Source organism: Variovorax sp. 10L426 (assembly GCF_056395305.1).
In genome coordinates this window covers 215,527-237,067 of the sequence record NZ_JBFTJF010000001.1, presented here as the reverse complement: position 1 = coordinate 237,067, position 21,541 = coordinate 215,527, and the positions used below count along the sequence as shown (strand labels likewise).

Here is a 21,541-nt window from a genome sequence, read left to right as displayed (position 1 = left end):
GTTGCCAGCGAGGCCGACCCATGCCTATCCGCCGAATCGTTTTTCTCCGTCGATGGGCTGCGCGCGCAGCCATTGCTGCCGGCATCACGCTGACGCTCGCCGCATGCACGGCCCCGGGCCCGCGCGCACCCGAGGCGCCCGTGCTGCCGCCCGCCCGCAATGCAGAAATCGTCACGAGCCCGGATCGCAGCGAAGCCGACCGTGTGAACGACGTGCGGCGCAAGCCGCAAGAGATGTTGGCATTCATTGGCGTGCGTCCGGGCATGGTGGCTCTCGATGTGAGCGCAGCCGGCGGCTACACGACAGAGTTGATCGCACGCGCGACCGGCCCGGCGGGCCGCGTCTACGGGCAGAGCCCGCCGCGCCCGGGGACGAGCCGGCCTGCGCAGCCGGAAGGCGCCGCGGCGCCAACGCCGATGGGCGCTCCGGCTCCCGCTCGTCCCGCCACCGGCCCGCGGCCATCGCCCGTCGCGCTGGCCGAACGCGCGAAGAATCCGAACGCGGGCAACATCATCGCTGTCGTGCGGCCCTTCGAGGATCCGGCGCCGCCCGAATGCGCATCGAACTGCCTCGACCTTGTCACGCTGATGTTCAACTATCACGACTTCGGCCATCTTGGCGTCGACCGCGTCGCCGTGAACCGCGCGGTGTTCGCCGCGCTGAAGCCGGGCGGCATGTATGTCATCGCGGACCATTCGGGGCGACCGGGCACGGGCATCTCCGAATCGGGAACGCTTCACCGCATCGAGGAGGCGTTCCTGCGCGCCGAGGTCGAGCGGGCCGGGTTCAAGCTCGCGGCCGAAGGCAACTTCATGCGCAATCCTTCGGACCCGCGTGACCGCAACACGCCGGAGCCGCCGCAACCCAAGGACGAGTTCGTGCTCAAGTTCGTCAAGCCCTGAGCGCATCGGCACGAAAAGAATTCCAGGCGCGAACAAGGCGCTGCTGGCGGTGCAAGGTACCGAGATCTTCGCCGCCGCACGAGCGCGCGGTGTGGCCGTGGCATACGAGGGCGCTTGTCCACGCTTCCGCGAATTCAGCTCAGGCTGCGCGCATAGATCGCAGCAACCGGCACGACCAGGCTGAGCCCGGCCAGCACCAGCAGCGTACACACCAGCCCGCGCACGGTACGCGGTGACCAGTCAGGCGGGTGCCGCTTCATGAGCCAGGTCAGTCCCAGCACCACGGGCATCGCCAACAGGCTGAGCCCAGCCGCATGAATGCTGAACTGGCCCGTCGGCACCGTCAGCGCCAGGCGTAGCAGCGCATTGAAGGCGAAGATCATGACGAGCGTCTGCCGCACGGCGAGTGGATTCATGGGTTGCCGATAGAACTGGTACACGAGCGGCGGACCGGCACTTGAAAAAAGCCCGCTCATCAACCCGGACGCCAGGCCAAACCCACGAAAGCTCGCGCGCGACGAACGCTCGCGCAGGGGCGCCGAACGCACCACGAGAACCGTGGCGCAGGCGAGGATCGTGATCCCGAGCAGCACGCGCAACAGCAGCACGACATTGCCGCTGAGCCAGCCCAGCAGGAACACCCCGATCACCACGCCGATGCCGCTGCCCACCGCCGTGTCGCGCAGTGTCGCCAGGTCGATGGACTTGCGCGATCCCCTGAGCACAACCGAAGCCTGCACCAGGGTCAGCACGCTGGCAACGTTGGCCGCATCGGCCAGGGGCGCGAGTTGAAGCACCCCGACAAGCCCCAGCAGGATCAAGCCGAAGGCAAAGCCCGTGAGCGCCTGTGCGCAGGTCGCAACGCCCACGCACGCCAGGAACACCACCACCTGCATCGTGTCCATGCTGCTGCTCCGGGGCGCCCGGGTTGCCCTACACCTTGCCCTTCCAGGGCACCAGCACCTTTTCGAGATGACGCATCAGCGCGTCGAAGCTGAAGGCAAACAGGCCGATCACGATGATTCCCATGATGACCACGTCGCTTGCCAGGAACTCCGCCGCGTTGAGCACCATGAAGCCCAGCCCGCGGTTCGAAGCCACCATCTCGCCCGCCACCAGCGTGGTCCACCCCACGCCGATGCCGATGCGCATGCCGGTGAAGATTTCGGGCAAGGCCGACTTCAGGATCACATGCCAGATCACTTGCGAACGCGTCGCGCCCATCGAGTAGGCCGCGTGGATCTGCTCGGTGGATACCGAGCGCACGCCGGAGCGCGCGGCAATCGCCAACGGCGCGAAGATGGCCAGGAAGATCAGGTAGAGCTTGGAGAACTCGCCGATGCCGAACCAGATGATGACCATCGGCAGGTAAGCCAGCGGCGGCAGCGGCCGGTAGAACTCGATCAGCGGATCGAAGATGCCGCGCGCGACCCGGCTCACGCCCATCATCACGCCGATCGGGATCGCGGTGAGACAGGCCAGCGAGAAGGCACCGAACACGCGGTACAGGCTCGTCCATGTGTGCTCGAACAGGGTGGCGCCCGCAAAACCCTCGGCCGCCACCTGGATGAACTTCGCGAACACCGCCTGCGGCGACGGCAGGAAGAGTGGCTTGACCCAGCCCATGTTGGTGACGAGCACCCACAGGGCGAGCGTGACGATCACCGTGCCCGTGGCGATGGCGCCGGCCCGGCCTTGTCCCGGTGCACCGAACTGCTCGCCCGGGCGCACCGAACGCTTGGCAAAAGTGCGCGTGATGAAGCTGCCGCCGTGCGGCGCCTTGATGGCAATGTCAGACATGGCTCAACTCCTTGTGTGCTTCGCCGGCACGTTCGTCGCCGTAGATGATGCCGAGCACTGTCTCGCGCATCTGGATGAAATCAGGGCTGGACTTCACGGCCCGCGCATCTCGCGTTTGCAGGAAGCGCTTGTTGAAGTCGAGTTCGTAGCGGTGCGTGATGCGACCGGGACGCGGCGACATCACGATCAGGTGGCTGGCGAGGAACAGCGCCTCTTCCACGCTGTGCGTGATGAAGAAGAACATCTTTTGCGTCTTCTGCCACACGTCCAGCAACAGTTCCTGGATGGTCTCGCGCGTCAGCGCATCGAGGGCAGCCATCGGCTCGTCCATCAGCAGCATGGCCGGGTTGCACGTCAGCGCGCGTGCAATGCCCACGCGTTGCTGCATGCCGCCCGAGAGCTGGTAGATCATGTGCTTGTGGAAGTCCTGCAGGCCCACGAGCGCAAGATTGCGCGCAGCCCGGTCGCGCCGCTCGGCCTTGGGCACGCCCTGCAGCTTGAGCCCGAATTCGGTGTTCTCCATCACGCTGAGCCAGGGCAGCAGCGCATGCTTCTGGAAGACCACGCCGCGGTCGGAACCCGGCCCCTGAATCGCCTTGCCGCCCAGGAGCAGATCTCCGCTCGACGCCGAGATGAAGCCCGCCATCAGGCTGAGGAGCGTGGTCTTGCCGCAGCCCGATGCGCCGAGCGCCACGACGAAATCACCGCGGTTGATGGTCAGGTCGATGTGGTCGAGCGCGTGAACCTGCTCGGTGCGCGTGCGCCCCGGGTAGGTGACGCTCACGTCCTTGACCTGGAGTCGTTCCATTGCCATGGGATGTCTCCTTGCGGTGTCCGCTTACTTGAGCCGCAGCGCCGCTTCGGCGTACTTCGCGGTGACGAACTTGCTGTAGTCGCCGGACACCGCGTCGATGCGCTTTTGTTCGAGCAGGAAGTCCGCCGTCGCCTTCAGGGCCTTGGCGGCACCGCCAGCCTGTCCGCCGCCGAGCCACGCGGGCGACGCTTGTTGCTCCGCGCTCGGATAGGCGTAGAGCTTGAGCGCGTCGGCGCTCGCCTTGGCATCGCCGCCGATCTTGCCGGCAATCGCCTTGGCGGGCGCCGAGTCAGGGCCCCACGCGGCCGGATTGGCGCGGTAGGCTGCGTCCGCATCGGCCACGGCCTTGACGAACTTCGCCATGAAGTCGGCATTCGCCTCGGCGAAGGGACGGCTCACGGCCATGCCGTCGAAGGTGGCCTTGCCCTTCTTGCTCAGCTCACCCGAGGTGATGAGCACCTTGCCCGTCTGCTTGATTCGCGCCAGCGCCGGGTCCCACACGAAGGCCGCGTCGATGTCGCCGCGCTCCCAGGCCGCCGCGACCTGGTTGGGCTGCATGTTGAGCAATTGCACGTCGCTGGGCTTGAGTCCCCATTGCTCCAGCGCAAACATGGTGTGGAAATGCGTCGTCGACACAAAGGGCACGCCCAGCTTCTTGCCCTTGAGGTCAGCGGGCTTGTCGATGCCCGAGCCGTTCCGCACGACCAGTGCCTCGGCCTCGTTGATGTCGTCGAGGATCCAGAAGAGCTGCAGGTCCAGCCCGCGGCTCACGGCCGCCGCCAGCGGACTGGAGCCGATGACGCCGATCTGCACGTCGCCCGAAGCCATGGCGGTGGCCACCTTGGCGCCCGATTCGAACTGCCGCCAGTTGATCTTGTAGCCGGTCGATTTCTCGATCGTGCCGCTGGTCATGGCCACGATCATCGGGCCGGCGATCTGCTGGTAGGCGACGGTCACTTCGCGGGTTTGCGCGAGCGCAGGGCCGGCGCCGCCCACGGCCGATACCATGCCGATGGCGAGGGCGCACCGGCTGAAAAGTTGCTTGAGGGTTCGCATCGATGTCTCCGTTGTGGTGAGGGGTCAACGGCAGTGTCTTCACCAGGGCTTGCGGCCAGTGGTGCCAGATGCGCTTAATCGCTGATACCAAGGCACCATGCACCCTTGAACGAAATGGGGCGAACGAATGACACAACACCTGAAAGACGTCATGTGGAAGCAGTTGCTGCAACGCTCGGCGCGCGAAAACATGAGCCTGCAGGGGCAGATCCGCGAGATGCTGGTGGCGTCGATCCTCGACGGGCAGGTGCCCGCCGGCGTGCCGATCCCATCGAGCCGGGAGATGGCCGAGCAGCTTGGCGTTGCGCGCAACACGGTGGTGCTGGCCTACCAGCAACTGGCGGACGAGGGCTACCTGGTATCGCGCCAGCGCAGCGGCCATTTCGTGAACACCGACATGGTGGCCGCCCGGCTCGGCTTGCGTGCACGGCCTGCGCAGGACGAGACCCAGGCGACGGACTGGGCCGGGCGCTTCCGGCTGCGTCCTTCGCGGCAGCGCAGCATCGTCAAGCCCTCGGATTGGCAGAAGTACCCGCATCCCTTTCTGTACGGCCAGTTCGACGCCGCGCTCTTTCCCACGGCCGACTGGCGCGAGTGCTGCATCAAGAGCCTGAGCGTGCTGGACATCCGCGACTGGGCGCCTGACCAGATCTCGCGCGACGACGAATCGCTGGTGCAGCAGATTCGCACGCGCGTGCTGCCCCGGCGCGGCGTGTGGGCGTCGGCCGACGAGATCGTCATCACGGTCGGCGCGCAGCACGCGCTCTACATGATTGCCGACCTGCTGGTGCGCGAAGGCACGCGCGTGGGCATGGAGGAACCCGGCTACCCCGATGCGCGCAACATCTTCGCGAGCCGCACATCGGCGCTGAAGCCGCTGGCGGTTGATGCGGAAGGGCTGCCGGTGACGGAAGCGCTGCGCGACCTTGATTTCGTCTACGCCACGCCCAACCACCAGTGCCCCAGCACGGTGACGATGCCGCTGGCGCGCCGCGAGGCCTTGCTGAAGATGGCCGACGACGCCGACTTCATCATCATCGAGGACGACTACGAGAGCGAGAACCGCTTCGACGGCGAGCCGATTCCCGCGCTCAAGAGCCTGGACCGCAGCAACCGCGTCATTTATGTGGGCAGCCTGTCGAAGACGCTGGCACCCGGTCTGCGCATGGGCTACGTGGTCGGCCCGGCGGAACTGATCGCCGAACTGCGCGCACTGCGCCGGTTGATGCTGCGCCATCCTCCCGCCCTGATCCAGCGCGCGTTCGCCCTGTTTCTATCGCTGGGGCACTACGACGCGCTGCAGCGACGACTCGCCACGGCGCAACGTGAGCGCTCCGACCTGCTGCGCGCGGCGCTCGCCCGGTACATGCCCCAATGCACGGTGATGCCGGCCTCGGGCGGCGGTTCCTGCTGGGTCTCCTTGCCGCAGCGCTTCGATGCCTCGGAACTGGCCGCGCAGTCGCGCGAGCGAGGCGTGCTGATCGAGCCGGGTGAGGTGTTCTTCATGGCCGACCCGCCGCCCCGGCAACACTTTCGGATGGGTTACTCGTCCATCGTTCCGGCGGCCATCGAACCGGGGGTCAAGCTGCTGGCCGAACTGGTGCGCGGCTTCGAGCACAGGCGCTGAAACTCAACGCCGCGCGATCATGGCGACGATTTCGCTGAACACTTCATTGCGCAGCGCGGCAGCCGTGTCGATCACCAGGCTGCGGCGATAGTAAGGGCTCAGGTCCAGCCCCACGCCCACGCCGTAGATCTCCGTGTCGCCCTGCTTCTCATGCCGGGTGACCACTTCGACCAGATGGTGATCGAGATAGTGCGCGTCGTTGGCCAAGTGGGTCGCGCTGTCCATCGGGCTGCCGTCGGAGATCACGATCAGGAGGCGCCGCCCCTCGCTGCGGCCTTGCCATCGCGCACATGCCCAGTCGACCGCTTCACCATCGATTCCTTCGCGGAAAAGGTCGGACTTCAGCAGCGCGGCGATCTCGGGCCGCGCACGGCGCCACGGCGTGCCGGCGTCCTTGAAGACCATGTGGCATGCCTCGTTGAGCCGGCCCGGATGCGCGGGTCGGCGCGCACGCTGCCAATCGCGCAGTGCGCGGCCGCCGTTCCACGCGCCGGTGGTGAAGCCGAGCACCTCGCTGGAGACGCCCGCTTGTTCGAGGGCTCGCGCGAAGACGTCGACCAACATGGCCACCGTTTCGACGTGCTGCCTCATCGAGCCCGAGCAGTCGATGAGGAAGCTCACCACGCAATCGGTCGCCGGTTCCTGACGCTCGATGCGGAACAGGCGCCGCTCGGTCGGCGATGCGACGAGTTGCGACAACCGCCGGCCGTCGATGCTGCCTTCTTCCTGCGAGCCTTCCCATTCGTTGCGTGAGTCGACGGCAAGCACGGTCTTGATTTGGCGTACCAGCCGCGCAACGTTGAGTCCCTGGGCCGCGATGCGGCGATCGAGTCGCGCCCGGTATTCCTTCAAGAGCGCGGCGCGCACCAGCGTCGCTGCCCTCACTTCGACGTCGTAGGCGGTGGTGAAGACGCAGTAGCCGTCGTCGGCTTCCTCGAGCACGCGGCTGCGGCCGCTGCTCGCCGCCGTCACGCCGTCGTCGGGTTCGCCTTCGAAGTCCATCCAGAGGCCGAAGAGTTTGCGCTCGTCCTTTTCGCCATCGAGGTCGGATGCTTCGTTGTCTTCGTCGGTGGCACGGGCTTCATGGATGGCCTGCGCGACCGCATGGGCGATGGCCAGCGCATGCTGCGCATAGGCGGCCTGATCGGCACGATGACGGCGAAGGCCCGCGAGGTCATGGCCCAGCAGCGGCGCCAAGGCCATGCGCGTGGTCTCGATCACGCTTTCGGTGGCGTCGACCACGGGTTGTGCCGTCACGCGGGCACGGCAGACCTGTGCCACCGTGTAGATCAGAATGCCCTTGGCCGTCTCTGTCAGGCCGCTCTGGTGATAGGCCAGCGCCCACTGCTCATGGCGGTGCCGCAGGTTGCGCACAAGGCCCGGCATGTCCACGGGCGCCATCGCCTCCACGCGAATCTGCTCCAGCAGTTCGAACACCATCCGCGCGACCGCGTCGACGGGACACAGGTGCTTGTGCAAGACGGCATCGGACAACGCGAGGCGCAGCGCCATGCCGTCCGCAGCGCCACGGAAGGATCCGAAGTCGTCGTGTTCGGGCGAGGGATGCAGGTGCGCCGCATGCACAGGCAACGCCTTGTTCCCACGAAACAGCCGACGTCCGCGAAAGTGCAATGCCGCGTCGCCGCTCACTGCCCGTATCGATGCCGCACAGAGTTCATCGACCTTCTGCTGGTGCCGAGCCGCCGCCCGCGTCCCGCTCACCGGATCATCCCGTCTGAATCGCAAGCTGGTGCGACTCGTCAAGCTCGCCATCGAAGCAGCGCTGGAAATACTCGGCCACGATGGCACGCTCTGCCTCATCGCACTTGTTGACGAAGGACAGCCGGAACGCCAGCGCCGGGTCGCGGAAGATCTCGATGTTTTCCGCCCACGTGATGACGGTGCGCGGCGACATCAGCGTCGAGAGGTCGCCCGCGGCAAATCCCTTGCGCGTGAGATCGGCCACGGCCACCATCGAATCGATGAGCTTGCGGCCGGTGGCGTCGGCAAACTTCGGCACGCGCGCTTGGACGATGGCGATCTCTTCGGCGCGCGGCAGGTAGTTCAGCGTCGCGACGATGTTCCAGCGATCGATCTGCGCGTGGTTGAGTCGTTGCGCGCCGTGATAGAGGCCACTCAGGTTGCCCAGCCCCACCGTGTTGGCCGTGGCAAAGAGCCGAAAGCCCGGATGCGGACTGATGACGCGGTTCTGGTCCATCAGCGTCAGCTTTCCGTCGCGCTCCAGGATACGCTGGATGACGAACATCACTTCGGGCCGGCCCGCGTCGTACTCGTCGAAGATGAGCGCCACCGGGCGCTGCAAGGCCCATGGCACGATGCCTTCCTGGAACTCGGTGACTTGCTGTCCGTCGCGCAGCACGACCGCGTCCTTGCCGACCAGGTCCAGCCGGCTCACATGACCGTCGAGGTTGACGCGCACGCACGGCCAGTTCAGGCGCGCCGCCACCTGCTCGATGTGGCTGGACTTGCCCGTGCCATGCAACCCCTGCACCATCACGCGCCGGTCGCGCGAAAAGCCGGCAAGCAGCGCCAGCGTGACGTCGGGGTTGAAGCGGTAGGCGCGGTCGATCTCGGGCACGTGATCTTCGCCCTCGGCAAAGGCCGGCACGCGCAGATCGGTGTCGATGCCGAACACCTCGCGCACGGAGATCATTCGGTCGGGTCGGGCGGCGCTCGGTTCGGTCATGCGGCTTGCTCCATCGAGGCCAGCCGACTGGGCGCCGACTCACGGCTCGTCAACACCGCCAGCGCGCACGAGGCGACGCGGCTGGCCACGGAATCCGAGCGGCTGGTGAGAATGATGGGAACGCGCATGCCCAGCACCAGGCCCGCGCATTCGGCGCCGGCCAGGTAGACGAGTTCCTTGTAGATCATGTTGCCGGCCTCGAGGCTTGGCACCAGCAGCACGTCGGGTCGGCCGGCCACCTGCGACGCGATGCCCTTGTTGCGCGCCGACTCCAGCGAAATCGCGTTGTCGAACGCGAGGGGCCCGTCGACCAGGCCACCACGGATCTGGCCGCGATCGGCCATCTTGCAAAGCGCCGCCGCGTCGATGGTGCCCGGGATGGCGGGGTTCACGGTCTCCACGGCCGACAGGATCGCCACGCGCGGCACCTCGATGCCGAGCGCGACGGCGAGGTCGATGGCGTTCTGGGCGATGTCGCGCTTGTCCATCAGCGCGGGCGCGATGTTGACCACGCAGTCCGTCATGAGGAGCGGGCGCGCGAGGCCCGGCACATCCATCACGAACACATGGCTTGCGCGGCGGCCGGAGCGCAACCCCGCATCGCGGCTGACGGCCGCGCCGAGGAGTTCGTCGGTGTGCAGCGCGCCCTTCATGAGCGCCGCCGCACGGCCGTCGCGGCACAGGTGCGCGGCCCGAGTGGCGGCCGCGTTCGGATCGTCGGGGGTGTCCTGCAGCGCGTAGCCGGCGATCGAAACACCGGCCTTGGCGGCGGCGGCCTCGATGCGGGTGCGCGGGCCCACCAGCACCGGTTCGATCAGCCCGGCCTGCGCGGCAGCATGCGCCGCTTCGATCGACGCCACGTCGCAGGGGTAGGCCACCGCCACCGCGATGGGGCCGCGTTCACGTGCCTGCGCGACGAGCGCCGCAAGATGCGGATGGGCAGGCGCGGTGGCCGATGTGGCCAATGGCTCGGCTGCGCTGTCCAGAAGGAAGGAATTGAACATCTTGGGCTTCGTTGGGGCGTGCCTGCGGCGTCAGACGTAGTCCTTGTACTTCTCGAGCAGGCGCACCGGCTTGGCCAGGGCATCGCGACGGAATGGGTCGCCCAGTTCGCGCGTGCACATGATCTCGACGATGCACGTCTTGCCTTCGTTCATCTGCATGTCGATGGCCTTCTTGAGCGCCGGGCCCACGTCTTCCAGCTTGTCGACGGTGATGCCCTCGGCGCCCATGGCCCGGGCAATTTCCGCGAAGCTCTGGTTCTCGAGCTCGCCCGCCACGAAGCGGCGGTTGTAGAAGTCGACCTGGTTCTTCTTCTCCGCGCCCCACTGGCGGTTGTGGAACACGACGGCCGTCACCGGGATGTCGTGGCGCACGCAGGTCATGGTTTCCATCAGGCTCATGCCCCAGGCGCCGTCACCGGCATAGGACACCGCTGGCCGATGCGGCGCGGCCACCTTGGCGCCGATGATGGTCGGGAAGGCGTATCCGCAGTTGCCGAAGCTCATGGCGGCGAAGAAGCTGCGCGGCTTTTCGAAACGCAGGTAGCTGTTGGCCACCGAGTTGATGTTGCCGATGTCGGTGGACACCATCACATCCTTGGGCATGGCCTTCTCCAGCTCGCGCAGCACCTGGCGCGGGTGCAGGTAGTTGCCGCCGAAGGGCGTCTTTTCCTTCTTCTGTTCCTCGATCATGTCGAGGCTGAAGGCGTCCTTCTCATGGGTCCACGCGTCGAGTTCCTTTTCCCACGCGGCCTTTTCGCTGGCGATCCTGTCGGCGCGTTGGGCCTTGGTGGCGTCGCAGGCCAGGGTCTTGTCCGCGAGCCGCTCGGTCAGCGCAATGGCCGCGGCCTTGGCGTCGCCGCAGATGCCCACGGAGATCTTCTTGACCAGCCCGAGCATCTTGTTGTCCGCGTCGATCTGGATGATTTTCGCGGTCTTGGGCCAGTAGTCCATGCCGTGCTGCGGTAGCGTGCCGAAGGGGCCCAGGCGCGATCCGAGCGCCACCACCACGTCAGCCTGCGCGATGAGCTTCATCGCAGCCTTGGAGCCCTGGTAGCCCAGCGGGCCGCACCACAGCGGATGGCTCGCGGGGAAGGAGTCGTTGTGCAGGTAGCTGTTGACCACCGGCGCGCCCAGGCGCTCGGCCAGGGCCTTGCACTCTTCGACGGCATCGGCCATCACCACGCCGCCACCGGAAATGATGACGGGGAACTTGGCGGTGGCCAGCAGCTCGGCCGCCTCATTCAAGGTCTTCTCGCCGCCGGGGCCGCGGTCCAGGCGCTGGGGCTTCGGGATCTCGGCGGTGATCTCGCCATAGAAGTAGTCGCGCGGAATGTTGAGTTGCGTCGGGCCCATCTCGGACATGGCGCGGTCGAAGCAGCGACCGGTGTATTCGGCCATGCGCGCCGGGTGCGTCACGTGCCCCTGGTACTTGGTGAACTCCTGGAACATCGGCAGCTGGTTGCATTCCTGGAAGCCGCCGAGGCCCATGCCCATGGTGCCGGTTTCGGGCGTGACGATCACGACCGGGCTGTGCGCCCAGTAGGCCGCGGCGATGGCCGTCACGCAATTGCTGATGCCGGGGCCGTTCTGGCCGATGACCATGCCGTGGCGGCCGCTGACGCGGGCATAGCCGTCGGCCATGTGGCCGGCGCCTTGCTCGTGCACGACGGGAATCAGGCGGATGCCGGCTGGCGCGAAGATGTCCATCGCATCCATGAAGGCCGAGCCCATGATGCCGAACATGTCGGTCACGCCGTTGGCGACCATCGTCTCGACGAAGGCCTCGGAGGGCGTCATCTTCTGGGGGCCGACAGCAACGTTGCGGATGTCGACACGGGGTGCTTGCTTGGTCATGTTGAAGTCTCCAATGGGTCTCGGGGTCGGTTGGGGAAAAGCGGCGCCTGACGCGCCAGGAAAGGGAAGCGCGGGTTGGTTCTTGGATGCTAGGGAGGCCTCCCCTGGCGCTGTGGAGCCAGGGCGCAACCTTCGATGGAGCCAAGGCCGGGGTCGGCCCCGGGCGTTTCAGCGCTCGAGCGCTGGGACGATCGGCACGGCCGCCGCGGGGCGGCGGCAGAACACGGCTCGCACGCCGTAGGCGACAAGGAGCACGCCCAGGCTGGCGACACCCAGCAGCAAGGGCTGGCGCTGCTCGGGAATGAAGGCCATCGCCACCACGATGCCGACCATGCCGACGATGGCGACCCAGGTCAGATAGGGGTAGCACCACATCCGCACACGCAGCCGCTCCGGGCTCTCACGCTCCAGCCTGGCACGCAGGCGCAATTGCGAGACGGCAATCAGCACGTAGACGAAGATGGCCACGGTGCCGTAGGAGTCGACCAGGAACTGGAAGACGCGGTCGGGCGACACATACGACATGACGACGGAGGCGTAGCCGAACACCGTGCCCACCAGGATGGCGCGCACCGGCACGCCGTTGCGGCTCAGCTTGGTCAAGGCCTTGGGCGCATCGCCGCGCTTGGTCAGTGCGAACAGCATGCGCGACGAGGCATAGAGGCCGCAGTTCAGCGCCGAGAGCACGGCCGTGAGCACGATGGCGTTCATCACCGTTGCTGCGCCGGGGATGCCCATGGCGGCCAGTGCGCTGACATATGGCGTCGCCATCGCAGGCGAGTTCCACGGCACGATGGCGACCACCAGCAGGATCGAGCCGACGTAGAAGACCAGCACGCGGGTGATCACCGAATGGGTGGCCTTGGCGACGGCCTTCTCGGGCTCAGCCGCTTCGGCGGCCGCAATCGTCACGATCTCCGCGCCGAAGTAGAAGCCCGTGGCCGCCACCGCACCGGTGAGGATCGGCACGATGCCGTTGGGCGCAAAGCCGCCGTGCGCCGTGAAGTTGAAGAGGCCGGGCGACACGGTGCCTGTCACATTCGTGGGCCACATCCCCAGCACGAAGAGCGTACCCAGGAAGAGGAACACGATGATGGCCGCGACCTTGATCGAGGCGAACCAGAATTCGAACTCGCCGTAGGACTTCACAGAGGCCAGGTTGGTCATCGTGAGCAGCACGATCAGGCCCAGCCCCAGCATCCACTGCGGCACGTCCGGCAGCCAGAAGGAGAGCAGCTTGGCGCCGGCCACGGTCTCCACTGCCACCACGATCACCCAGAAATACCAGTACATCCAACCGGTGAGAAAGGCCGCCAGCGCGCCGCCCGACGGCCGGTCGGAAAAGGCGAGCCGCGCGTACTCGTAGAAAGAGCCGACGGCCGGCATGGCGACCGCCATTTCGCCCAGCATCCGCATGACCAGCACAACGAGTCCGCCGGTGATCAGGAACGAGAGGATGGCGGCCGGGCCCGCCGACTGGATGACCACGGAACTGCCGACGAACAGGCCGGCTCCGATGACGCCACCCAGGGCGATCATCGTCATGTGTCTTTGCTTGAGGCTGCACTGCAGCCCCGAGGAAGACTTCGGATCCTTGTGCGCTTGCATCAATGTCTCCTGCTACCGCCGCTCGTCGCGTGCGTGGTACCAGTGGTAGAGCGCGCGCTGGCCAAGCCGGCGAAACGGTGCAAAGGCGCGCGACTCGACCAGGTTGAGCACATTGGGATAGGGCAGCGGCGAGTTGTAGATCGGCAACTCGAATACTTTGCTCTTTTTGCCGGCGATGCGCTCGGCCATTCGACGGCCGGCGTGGGCGGAAAAGCTCACGCCGTTTCCGCCGTAGCCCAGTGCGTAGAACACGCTTTCCTTCGGATCGGGCTGCATCACGCGCGGCATCATGTCGTGGCTCACATCCACCCAGCCCCACCAGGAGTAGTCGATGTCGATGCCCTTCAAGGCCGGGAACTTGCGATGCAAGCCGGACACGAGCATCTGCATGTGGCGGGGATCGGGCGCGTCCGCACCGGTGATGGCGCTGCGGCTGCCGATCTGCACACGGTTGTCGGGCAGCTTGCGGTAGTAGAAGCGCAGCGTGCGCGTGTCCGTGATGAAGGTCGTGGTGCGGAAGTTGGTCGCTTCCAGTTCCTCGGGCGTGAGCGGACGCGTCACCAGCGAGTTCGACAGGATCGGCATGATCTTCGAGTCCAGGCTCTTGTGCAGGCCGTTGCTCGTGTAGCCGCCGGTCGCGAGGCCGACGGCGCGGGCGCGCACGGTGCCGGTGGGCGTCTTCAGAAAATGAACGCCGTTGCGCGTTTCCATGCCGATCACCGGACTGGCCGGATGCACCTTGACGCCCAGGGCACGCGCCATGCGCAGGTAGCCGTGCGCGAGCTTGAGCGGATGCACACCGACGCCGTCGGGTTCGAGCATGGCGCCGCAAGCCTCGGCTTCGTTGAAGTAGCTGGCGCGCAATTCCTCGGCGCTGAGCATGCGCGTGTCGTAGCCGAACACCTCGCGCATCACCTTGGCCTCGTTGCGCAGGAACTCCATCTTGTGTTCGCGGTGCGCCACGTAGAAGTGGCCGCCGGACTGGGCGTCGCAGGGCACCTGGGCCACCAGGCTCTTGAAGGTCTCGAAGCCTTCGCGGATCTCCGCGTCGAGCTTGAGCGCCGTTGGCTTGCCCCAGCGCTCGATCCATTGCGAGCGGTACAACCGCCCGCTGGCGTTCTGGCCCTGGCCGCCGTTGCGGCTGGTGCAGCCCCAGATGCTCTGGTTGGCTTCCAGCACCGTTGCGCGAATACCGTGCTCGCGCGCCAGGAAGAGGGCAGTGGCGAGGCCGGTGAATCCCGAGCCGACGATGACCACGTCGGCGTCAGCGTCGCCCAGGATGGGGCCATCGTCCGGCGGCGGCGTGCCGGCCGTGCCGACCCAGTAGGTCGGCGCGTAGTTGCGTCCCCGGCCCGGGTTCGATGCCACCAGCGGGTCGTACTGCGGGTCGTAGGGGGTGAGAGGCGAGAGGTGCCGGGCGCTCATTTCCATGATGAACTCCAGCGATCACACGGCCGGTACGGCCGGGCGATCCTTGCGATAGGCGTTCTTCACGGCGATGCGGCCATCGCGGAAAGTGAAGACGTCGACCATGCGCGCCTCGATGCGCGAGCCATCCGCCTTGGTACCGCGGAAGGTGGATTCCGACACGCCTCGGTCGCCGCAGACGAAATGGTCGCCGTCGAGCCAGGCGGCATCGGGGAAGTTCTTCCAGGCAAGTTCGAAGCCTTCTCGCACGGCCTGGCGGCCGATGAAACTGCGGCCGAGGAGTTCGGGGCCGCCGACGGCATGGAACTCGCAGGTGTCGGTCATGAAGGACATCAGTGCGTCGATGTCGTGCGCGTTCCAGGCGTCTGCGAACGCTTGCAGGAATCGCGCGTCGGGCGGGGTGGCGTGCCGGGTGGTCATGCGTGTGTCTCCATGCGGGTTTCGGTTCATGCGTTGTGCGATGTACGCAGCGTATGAGCCGATGACGCATGGCCGTGGCACCAGATCACGGCAATTGTTGGAGCCAGGCTGGACCGCACTGGGTTGTCTGCACCTCAGCGGGCCTGTCCAGAACATCGATGAGGCGGCACTGCCCTCGGTCCCTAAAATCGATGTATTTCACCAGTTTGACATATTTCAGCAAATGCTGAAATAGGTGCCGTTGGTGAAATACTCTTGACGATTTCATCGGAAATGGTAATTTCAACGAATGTTGAAAGCCGCTGATTTGATGAAAGACTTGGAACGCCAGGCAGCGAGTGCTCTTCGCCTGCTCCTGGAGCAGGTGCCCGCGATCAAGCTTCTGGACATCGAGCACGAGGCGCTGCCCCCCGATCACGGGGTCGATATCGTGGCGCACCTCGAGGTGTATGGCAGGCGACAGGCGTTGGTCTGCGAAGTGAAGTCCAGTGGCCAGCCGCGCCACGTCCGGCTGGCGCTTCTGCAGCTACGGGCGTTCGTCGCGGATCAAGCAAAGGATGCCGCGCCCGTCTTCATCGCTCCCTACCTGTCGCCTGAAGCCCAGGCGCTGTGCCGCGAGCACGAGGTGGGCTACCTCGACCTGGAAGGCAACGCGAGGTTGGCCTTCGGCAGTGTTTTCATCGAGCGCCAGGTTGCGAGCAAGCCTGCGGCGGAGCGGCGTGAACTCAGGTCGCTTTTCAAGCCGAAGTCCGCCCAGGTGTTGCGCGTGATGCTTCGGGATCCGCAGCGAGCATGGCGCGTCACCGAACTTGCAGAGGCCGCCGAGGTCAGCCTGGGCCATGTAAGCAATGTGCGCGTTGGCTTGTTGGATCGCGAGTGGGCGCAAGTGTCCGGCGAGGGCCTGTACCTGTCCGAGCCCGACGCGCTTCTCGATGAATGGCGCGACGCCTACGAGTCGCCAGTTGGCCGGCATATGAGTTTCTACACGACGTTGCACGGCAGTTGGTTCGAGGAGGCTGCGCGGCGAGTGATGAGCGCGGAGCGTGAAACGGGACTTTTGGCAATGGCATCCTTCTCGGCGGCGCACTGGCTTGCGCCGTATGGCCGCACCGGTACGCAGTACTTCTATGCGGACGATGCTGGTCTTGACCAGCTACGGTCGGGCCTGAAGCTTTCTTCCGCCTCGAAAGGCGAGAACGTGACGGTGACCTTGCTCAAGGATCTCGGCGTATTCCGCGACATGGTGGAGCCGGCACCTGGCGTTATCTGCACCAGCCCTGTCCAGACGTACCTGGATCTCGCCGCGGCAGGGGAGCGGGGGCGGGAGGCGGCCGACTATCTACGACAAGAAAGTTTGAAATGGCAGAAATGACCCCAGGTGAGCCACAGTCCGCCGCCGACTACGACGACCGCACCACGGCGGCCGTCAAAACGGTGCTGATCGAAATCGGCCAGATCCTCGGAAGTTTCAAGGGCAAGTTCGCCATCGTCGGCGGTGCCGTACCGTGGCTGCTGCTTGGCAGTGAGGACATGCCGCACGTCGGCACGCTCGATGTGGATCTCGGTCTGGATTCCGAGGCCTTGGGTGACGGCGAATACGCCACGCTGGTCGAGGCTCTGCAGGGGCACGGCTACCAGCAGCGTCATGACCTTCGGCGTTTTCAGCTCGTTCGCCAGATCGCGACCGAAGATGGCGGTGCTCCGATCGACATCGTTGTCGACTTCTTGATGCCTCGCAATGCCGAGATCGCCAAGAACGTGCCGCCGCTGATCAGCGACTTCGCGGTGCAAAGAGCGGACGGCGCTGATCTGGCCCTTCGCTTCTATCAACTGGTGGCGATCACCGGCTCGATGCCCGCCGGTGGTACGAACCGCGTCGAGATCGCGGTTAGTTCGATACCGGCCCTTCTGGCCATGAAGGGGCATGCGATCGAGGGGCGCTACAAGCAGAAAGACGCCTATGACATCTACTACTGCGTCCGGAACTTCCCCGGAGGGCCGGAGGCGTTGGCCGAGGAATGCCGGCCTTTGCTCAATCATGACAGTGGTGCGGCAGGCTACGGATTCATTGCTGGCAAGTTCGACACCGTTGATGGTTTCGGACCGACCTGTGTGCGTCGCTTTGTCGAGGAAACGAAAGTGCTCGGTGAACGCAGCCCCGAGCAGTGGCAGCAGGATGCTTTCGGTCAGGTAGATGCCTGGTTGCGCGCACTTGGTTTGAGAGGATAGGTACCGTGGCGCAAGTGCCGTTCAACAACCTCGAATGCCTGCGCGAAGGTGGCACAGCCTGGTTGATGGCTGTTCAGCCACGCTCCGCCGAGGAGGCCACGACCTACCGTCAGCTTTTCGATCGCAGCGAGGACTATGCGCAGCGGAACAATGACAAGCCCGCGCCATGACCACAGCACGCCCCGTTTCTGTGGCCTTGCTCTACCCGGGGGACCGCGCGGCACGCGACCGAAGCGACCCTGGCGAAAGCCGCTTTGCGGCGCTATTCACCGCATTCGCAGCCGCCGACGTGGCCGCCGCACCCGCCGTCTACCACGATGACTTCGCCGATGAAGTCGTCGTGCAGTTGCGAGGCGTCGACGCCGTGCTCGTTTGGTGCAACCCGGTAGAGGCCGGCCGCCGCCGTGACCGGCTCGACGCCGTCTTGCGCGAAGCCGCGCAGGCTGGCGTCTTCGTCAGCACGCATCCCGACACCATCCTGCGCCTCGGGACCAAGGACGTGCTGGTCGAAACGCGCGACCTGCCCTTCGGCAGCGATGCGGTCTACGTCGACAGCCTCGACGACCTCGCAGCCGGCCTGCCCGATCGCCTATGCCACGGAGCGCGCGTGCTCAAGCAATATCGAGGGCATGGCGGGATCGGCGTGTGGCGGGTCGAGCGCATCGAAGACTCGCCGCTGCTGCGCGTGCGGCATGCGCAACGCGGCAGCGAGGAGGAGCACATCGACCTGCCGACATTGCTCCAGCGCATGGCGCCGTATTTCGAATCTACCAACGGTGGTCACATGATCGACCAGCCTTGGCAACCGCGTCTGGTCGACGGCATGGTGCGCGCCTATTTGGTCGAGGACCGCGTGACCGGCTTCGGCCACCAGGCGATCAATGCCCTGTATCCGGCACGCTTGGGTGAAGCGGCACCCACGCCCGGGCCACGTCTCTATCACGGCGCCGATCTGCCGCGATTCCAGACGCTGAAGCGCCAACTGGAAACGCAATGGATCGCGCAACTGCAACAACGCCTCGGGTTGACGCGCGTGCAGCTGCCGATGCTGTGGGACTGCGACTTCATGCTCGGCGAGCCAACTGCCGATCAACCCGAACGCTTCGTGCTCTGCGAGATCAACGTCAGCAGTGTCTCGCCCTTCCCGCCTTCGTCGATCGAGCCGCTGGTGGCGGCCGTGAAGGCGCGAATTGGTCTATCCTCTCCTCCCCATCGTTTCACAGGAGGGCGCGAAATGACCGATCCCACAGCGCCGGCGGGGAACGCTGCCTCCGCGCCGGCTGAAGCGCAGGCCGAAGAACAGGCGATCCGCGAGCGGGTGCGCGAACTGACCGCGCAGATGCTGGCGGGCGGTCGCCTCGACACCGAGGGCGTCAAGGAAGTCGTGCGGACCATGAGCGGCGGCGTGTCGAAGCCGCCGCTCGAGGGCGCGCAGGCACGGGAGGCCTTCGCGGAGGCGATCCGCGGCCTTGATGAGGCGCTGCACGCTTCATCGCTGGCGACCCACGCGGCACTGCAGGCGCTGGTGGCGCGCGGCAAGGAGTTTTCCGACAACGATCTGAAGAATGCGTTCGCGGCCCTGCAGATACTGCAGCAGGACTACGTCGCGGTCGCCGACCGGATTGCCGATGCCACCACCGGCAACCTGCGCCGTGAACTCGTCGATCTCTCGCTGCATGCGCAGCGTGTCGGCGCAGATGCCAGCGTGCGCTTCGCGCAGGTGATGAGCGAATTCGCCAATCGCATCGGCTCGTATCGCGCGGGTTCGGCGCCAGGGATCGACTCCGTGCGCCAATACGGCGCCCACATGACGATGCTTACCAGCGGGCTGCTTGCCGGATTCGCAGACGCGCTGCGCCAGCAGTCGGAAATCAAGAAAGCGAAGTAGGTCGTGCGCGAGGCCAGTGCGGTGCGTGACCTGCCGCGCCTCCACGAGATCAGCCTGGTATTCATCCGCCACGGACTCGGCGATCTCGTGCGGCGGCTCGGCGTCGCCTCGCTCCTGGAGCGCGCTGGCGAAATACTCCATTGGGGCCAAGTGACGCATAGTGCGCAGCTCGAACCGCAACAGCGTCTGCGTCTCGCTCTCGAAGAGCTCGGCCCCACCTTCATCAAGCTGGGGCAGATGCTCTCGCTGCGCGAGGACCTGCTTCCACCGAAGTGGACAACGGAACTCGCGCGCCTGCGCAGTAACGCGGCGCCGGTGCCGTTCGAACAGATCCTGCCGGTGATCGAGCGGTCGCTCGGCATGCCGCACGCGGAAGCCTTCGTCGATCTCGAAGAGGAACCGACGGGGGCCGCCTCTATCGCGCAAGTGCATCGCGCGCGATTGCACGACGGCCGCGCGGTCGTGTTGAAGGTCCGCCGCCCCGGCATCGAAGCCAAGGTAGAGGCCGACCTGCGGCTTCTGTCGCGTCTCGCGCAGTTCGTCGAAAAGGAAGTACCCGACATGCGCCGCTATCAGCCGGTGCACGTCGTCGAAGAGTTTCGCCGCTCGACAATGCGCGAGCTGGATCTCGCCACCGAGGCGCACAACATCGAGCGCTTTGAACGCAATTTCCGGGGCGAGCCACACGTCCTCATCCCGCACGTCTTCCCGCAGTGGACCAGCGAAGTGATGAACGTGCAGGAGCACATCGACGGCATCAGCGGCGAGGACCTGGCCGCGGTGGAGCGTGCCGGACTCGATCTCAAGTTGCTCGCGGAGCGCGGCGTTGACAACGTGCTCAAGATGATTCTCGAGCATGGCTTCTTCCAGGCCGACCCGCACCCCGGCAACGTGATCTACCTGCCGGGCAATCGCATCGCGATGATCGACTTCGGCATGACCGGCAGGCTGTCGCCTGGGCGCCGCAATCAGATCATGGATTTGCTGGCCGGGATCACGCGCCGCGACAGCGAGCCGATGGTCGATGTGCTGCTCGACTGGGCCGGTGCAGAGGCGGTCGATGAAGAAGGGCTCGCCGCCGACGTCGACGAACTCGTGGCCGATTACGGCGACCTGCCAGTCAAGGACATGCGCATCGGCGAATTGATCGGTCGAATCACGGCGATGCTGCGAACGCACGGCATCGTGCTGCCACCCGACCTCACGCTGATGTTCAAGGCGCTGATCACACTGGAAGGCTCCGGACGAAAATACGATCCGGAGTTTGTGCTCGCCGACCGGCTGAAGCCCTATGTCGAGCGCGCGCTCGCCGCGCGTTACGCGCCGGCGGCATTGGGGCGCCGTGGTGGCGCGGGCGTCGGCCAGTTTCTCGATCTGATGCGAGCCGCGCCGCGCGACCTTGCGCGGCTGCTCAAGGATGCGCGCCGCGGCCGCCTGCGAATGGATTTCGATCTGAAGCGGCTCGACATCTTCGTGCACAAGCTCGACCGTACGATCAACCGCATCACCATCGGCATCATGACCGCCTCGGTCGTCATCGGCTCATCGATCGTGATGACGGTCACCTCCGGTCCGCAAGTCTTCGGCATCCCGATCTTCACGGTGCTCGGCTCGTTCGGCTATCTGCTCGCATTCGTGAACAGCGTGTGGGTCGTGCTGTCGATTTGGCGTACGCGGTCGCACTGAGAGCGGCCAGGTGCCTGGGGCATCAGACCGCGACAGCCTCGCTCGAGGCTGCCTGCACGGGGACGTGCGCGCGCTCTTCCTTGATGCGGTTGGCGTCGTCGACGAACACCAGCTTCGGCCGATGCGTGGCCACCTGCTCCTCCAGCACCAGTCCGAAGGCCGCGATGATGATCAGGTCGCCCACGGCGGCGCGCCTTGCGGCCGAGCCGTTGACCGAGATGATGCCGCTTCCACGCTCGCCGCGGATCGCGTAGGTCACGAAGCGCTCGCCGTTGTTGATGTTCCAGATATGGACCTGCTCGTTCTCCGTCAGGCCGGCGGCGTCCAGCAGGTCTTCGTCGATGGCGCAGGAGCCTTCGTAGTGCAGTTCGCAATCAGTGACCGCGACACGGTGGATCTTGGACTTGAGCAGCGTACGGAACATGGGGGAAAGCTCTTTCTCTCTGTACAAAGGGATGAACGGACGAACGATAACCGACCTTTGCGCTACGCCGGCGTGCGTTTAAAGCCGTGGAGAT

At 65.8% G+C, this 21,541-nt stretch carries 19 protein-coding genes; 7 read left to right on the top strand and 12 right to left on the bottom strand.

The genetic code is table 11. The annotated features are described in order from the left end of the window. Positions 1-20: 20 nt before the first annotated feature. On the top strand, positions 21-902 hold the full coding sequence (locus tag AC1DHL_RS01245; RefSeq protein WP_478159961.1) for a class I SAM-dependent methyltransferase: 882 nt from the start codon (positions 21-23) through the stop codon (positions 900-902). A 134-nt stretch (positions 903-1,036) separates the two neighbouring features. Here AC1DHL_RS01245 and AC1DHL_RS01240 read toward each other — a convergent pair whose 3' ends face one another. The 4 genes from AC1DHL_RS01240 to tauA are packed head-to-tail and all read right to left on the bottom strand — an operon-like array spanning position 1,037 to position 4,572. Next, positions 1,037-1,807 carry a TSUP family transporter gene (locus tag AC1DHL_RS01240; protein WP_478159959.1) on the bottom strand — a complete coding sequence of 257 codons (771 nt, stop codon included), beginning with the start codon at positions 1,805-1,807 and terminating at the stop codon, positions 1,037-1,039. A gap of 28 nt (positions 1,808-1,835) precedes the next feature. Continuing rightward, positions 1,836-2,702: an ABC transporter permease subunit gene (locus AC1DHL_RS01235; RefSeq protein ID WP_478159957.1), complete on the bottom strand. Its 867-nt coding sequence runs from the start codon at positions 2,700-2,702 to the stop codon at positions 1,836-1,838. Next, positions 2,695-3,510: a taurine ABC transporter ATP-binding protein gene (locus AC1DHL_RS01230; RefSeq protein WP_478160393.1), complete on the bottom strand. Its 816-nt coding sequence runs from the start codon at positions 3,508-3,510 to the stop codon at positions 2,695-2,697. Before AC1DHL_RS01230 ends, AC1DHL_RS01235 begins: the two co-directional genes overlap by 8 nt. Before the next feature lie 30 nt (positions 3,511-3,540). Further along, complete coding sequence (gene tauA, locus AC1DHL_RS01225) at positions 3,541-4,572, bottom strand: taurine ABC transporter substrate-binding protein (RefSeq protein ID WP_478096323.1); 1,032 nt, start codon at positions 4,570-4,572, stop codon at positions 3,541-3,543. Between the two features lie 127 nt (positions 4,573-4,699). Here tauA and pdxR point away from each other — a divergent pair, with 127 nt between their 5' ends. Then, positions 4,700-6,199: a MocR-like pyridoxine biosynthesis transcription factor PdxR gene (pdxR, locus tag AC1DHL_RS01220; protein ID WP_478159955.1), complete on the top strand. Its 1,500-nt coding sequence runs from the start codon at positions 4,700-4,702 to the stop codon at positions 6,197-6,199. 3 nt (positions 6,200-6,202) lie between these two features. On the opposite strand, the gene AC1DHL_RS01215 is transcribed toward pdxR, so the two are convergent. The 7 genes from AC1DHL_RS01215 to AC1DHL_RS01185 all read right to left on the bottom strand — a co-directional run bounded on the left by AC1DHL_RS01215 (position 6,203) and on the right by AC1DHL_RS01185 (position 15,220). Then, entirely contained in the window at positions 6,203-7,972 is a 1,770-nt protein-coding gene (locus AC1DHL_RS01215; RefSeq protein WP_478159954.1) for a cobaltochelatase CobT-related protein, read from the bottom strand. Next, positions 7,926-8,906: an AAA family ATPase gene (locus AC1DHL_RS01210; protein WP_478159952.1), complete on the bottom strand. Its 981-nt coding sequence runs from the start codon at positions 8,904-8,906 to the stop codon at positions 7,926-7,928. Before AC1DHL_RS01210 ends, AC1DHL_RS01215 begins: the two co-directional genes overlap by 47 nt. Further along, complete coding sequence (locus AC1DHL_RS01205) at positions 8,903-9,910, bottom strand: bifunctional enoyl-CoA hydratase/phosphate acetyltransferase (RefSeq protein WP_478159950.1); 1,008 nt, start codon at positions 9,908-9,910, stop codon at positions 8,903-8,905. The genes AC1DHL_RS01210 and AC1DHL_RS01205 overlap by 4 nt, the downstream gene beginning before the upstream one ends. Positions 9,911-9,940: 30 nt before the next feature. Then, positions 9,941-11,764 (bottom strand): sulfoacetaldehyde acetyltransferase, encoded by a 1,824-nt coding sequence (xsc, locus tag AC1DHL_RS01200; RefSeq protein WP_478159948.1) that lies wholly within the window; start codon positions 11,762-11,764, stop codon positions 9,941-9,943. 168 nt (positions 11,765-11,932) lie between these two features. Beyond that, positions 11,933-13,372, bottom strand: coding sequence for an amino acid permease (locus AC1DHL_RS01195; RefSeq protein ID WP_478159946.1), 1,440 nt, complete (start codon positions 13,370-13,372; stop codon positions 11,933-11,935). Between the two features lie 12 nt (positions 13,373-13,384). Beyond that, entirely contained in the window at positions 13,385-14,803 is a 1,419-nt protein-coding gene (locus AC1DHL_RS01190; RefSeq protein ID WP_478159944.1) for an NAD(P)/FAD-dependent oxidoreductase, read from the bottom strand. 15 nt (positions 14,804-14,818) lie between these two features. Then, positions 14,819-15,220 carry a nuclear transport factor 2 family protein gene (locus AC1DHL_RS01185; protein ID WP_478159942.1) on the bottom strand — a complete coding sequence of 134 codons (402 nt, stop codon included), beginning with the start codon at positions 15,218-15,220 and terminating at the stop codon, positions 14,819-14,821. A 289-nt stretch (positions 15,221-15,509) separates the two neighbouring features. Between AC1DHL_RS01185 and AC1DHL_RS01180 the strand changes: the two genes are divergently transcribed. From AC1DHL_RS01180 to AC1DHL_RS01160, 5 genes are read left to right on the top strand one after another with little or no spacing between them, the layout of a single operon-like run. After that, positions 15,510-16,592 (top strand): type IV toxin-antitoxin system AbiEi family antitoxin, encoded by a 1,083-nt coding sequence (locus AC1DHL_RS01180; protein WP_478159940.1) that lies wholly within the window; start codon positions 15,510-15,512, stop codon positions 16,590-16,592. Then, positions 16,580-17,449, top strand: a complete 870-nt coding sequence (locus AC1DHL_RS01175; protein WP_478159938.1) for a hypothetical protein — start codon at positions 16,580-16,582, stop codon at positions 17,447-17,449. The genes AC1DHL_RS01180 and AC1DHL_RS01175 overlap by 13 nt, the downstream gene beginning before the upstream one ends. Before the next feature lie 5 nt (positions 17,450-17,454). Continuing rightward, the gene (locus AC1DHL_RS01170; protein WP_478159936.1) at positions 17,455-17,619 is read left to right on the top strand and encodes a hypothetical protein; all 165 of its coding nucleotides are present in this window, start codon (positions 17,455-17,457) and stop codon (positions 17,617-17,619) included. After that, positions 17,616-19,337 carry a Cj0069 family protein gene (locus AC1DHL_RS01165; RefSeq protein WP_478159934.1) on the top strand — a complete coding sequence of 574 codons (1,722 nt, stop codon included), beginning with the start codon at positions 17,616-17,618 and terminating at the stop codon, positions 19,335-19,337. Before AC1DHL_RS01170 ends, AC1DHL_RS01165 begins: the two co-directional genes overlap by 4 nt. Positions 19,338-19,340: 3 nt before the next feature. Further along, positions 19,341-21,023, top strand: a complete 1,683-nt coding sequence (locus AC1DHL_RS01160) for an ABC1 kinase family protein (RefSeq protein ID WP_478159932.1) — start codon at positions 19,341-19,343, stop codon at positions 21,021-21,023. Positions 21,024-21,045: 22 nt separating this feature from the next. Here the strand turns inward: AC1DHL_RS01160 and panD are convergent, their stop codons facing one another. Beyond that, positions 21,046-21,447 carry an aspartate 1-decarboxylase gene (gene panD / locus AC1DHL_RS01155; protein ID WP_478096348.1) on the bottom strand — a complete coding sequence of 134 codons (402 nt, stop codon included), beginning with the start codon at positions 21,445-21,447 and terminating at the stop codon, positions 21,046-21,048. Between the last annotated feature and the right edge of the window lie 94 nt (positions 21,448-21,541).